Below are 1,297 nucleotides of genomic sequence, written 5' to 3'. Positions count from 1 at the left end.
CGGCGCCGCTCCCGCAGCTGCGCGATGTCGGCGCCGGAGGCGAAGATGCCCTTGGCTCCGGTCTCCGGGTCGCCGGGTGTACCGGAGAGGATCAGGACCTTCGGGATGCGCTCGAGGTACGCGCATACGGCGTGCAGCTCATTGACCATGGCTTGGTCGATCGCGTTGCGCACCATGGGCCGGTGCAACCGGACGGCCAGGCGGTCTTCGCGCTCTTCGACCTGCAGGGTCACGAAACCGCCAGTATCCAGATCCGTGCCGACATGGTTCAGGAGTTCGGTCATCAGATGCCTTCCACCAGCAGCGCTGTGCCCTGGCCGACGCCGACGCACATCGTGGCAAGGCCAAGCTTGCGGCCCTGACCGGCCTCGCGCTCGAGTCGTCCGAGCAGGGTGATGATGAGGCGGGAGCCGGAGGAGCCGAGCGGATGGCCCAGGGCGATTGCGCCGCCGTCGTTGTTGACGGTGTCAGGTTCGAGCTTCAGTTCCCGCATGCAGGCCAGGGCCTGCGAGGCGAAGGCTTCGTTGAGTTCGACGGCGGCGAGGTCGGCGGCCGCGGTGCCCGTGCGGTCGAGGACCTTGCGGGTGGCCGGGACAGGGCCGATGCCCATGATCTCCTGCGCGACGCCGGCGGACGCGCCGTCGAGGATACGGCCACGCGGAGTAAGTCGGTACTTTTTCACCGCGGCTTCGGAGGCGACGATGATTGCCGAGGCGCCGTCGTTGAGGGTTGAGGCGTTGCCGGCGGTAACAATGCTGCCGCCCTTGACCACCGGGCGCAGGCCGGCGAGCACGTCCAGGGTAGTACCGGGGCGGGGGCCCTCGTCGGTATCGACGATGGTTTCGGTGCCTTTGCGGCCCTTGACCGTGACGGGAACGATTTCGTCGGCGAAGCGGCCGGCCTCAATCGCGGCGAGGGCCCGCTCGTGTGAGCGCACCGCGAACGCGTCGCAGTCCTCACGGGAGGTGTCGAAGACACGGGCCACTTCCTCGGCGGTCTCCGGCATGGAGTAGGTGGCCTTGCCGCCGCGCGAGTACTCACCGGACAGGAAGGCGGGGTTGGGAAAGCGCCAGCCGATCGAGGTGTCGAACACGGCGCCGGGCTTGGCGAAGGGCTTGTCCGGCTTTTCCATGACCCACGGGGCGCGGGACATCGACTCCACGCCGCCTGCGACGACTATGTCCGCAGCGCCGGCCTTGACCATGTGGGAGGCCATGATGATGGCGCTCATGCCGGAGGCGCAGAGGCGGTTGACGGTGACGCCGGGGACGGTGTCGGGGAAGCCGGCGAGGAGCCA

Annotated in this window: 2 protein-coding genes; both read right to left on the bottom strand. The window is 68.6% G+C overall.

Features of this window, described 5'->3' with window-relative positions:
• On the bottom strand, positions 1-284 hold a 284-nt coding region (locus tag AC3A4M_RS22790; RefSeq protein WP_498738905.1), incomplete at its 3' end, for an enoyl-CoA hydratase/isomerase family protein.
• Positions 284-1,297 (bottom strand): acetyl-CoA C-acyltransferase (locus AC3A4M_RS22785; RefSeq protein ID WP_498738903.1); only part of this gene is annotated, 1,014 nt, incomplete at its 5' end. The genes AC3A4M_RS22790 and AC3A4M_RS22785, both read right to left, overlap by 1 nt.

The organism is Arthrobacter sp. Soil_C_60, assembly GCF_057656375.1.
The sequence above is the reverse complement of the archived record's forward strand: the minus strand, read 5'-3'. Positions and strand labels throughout refer to the sequence as shown.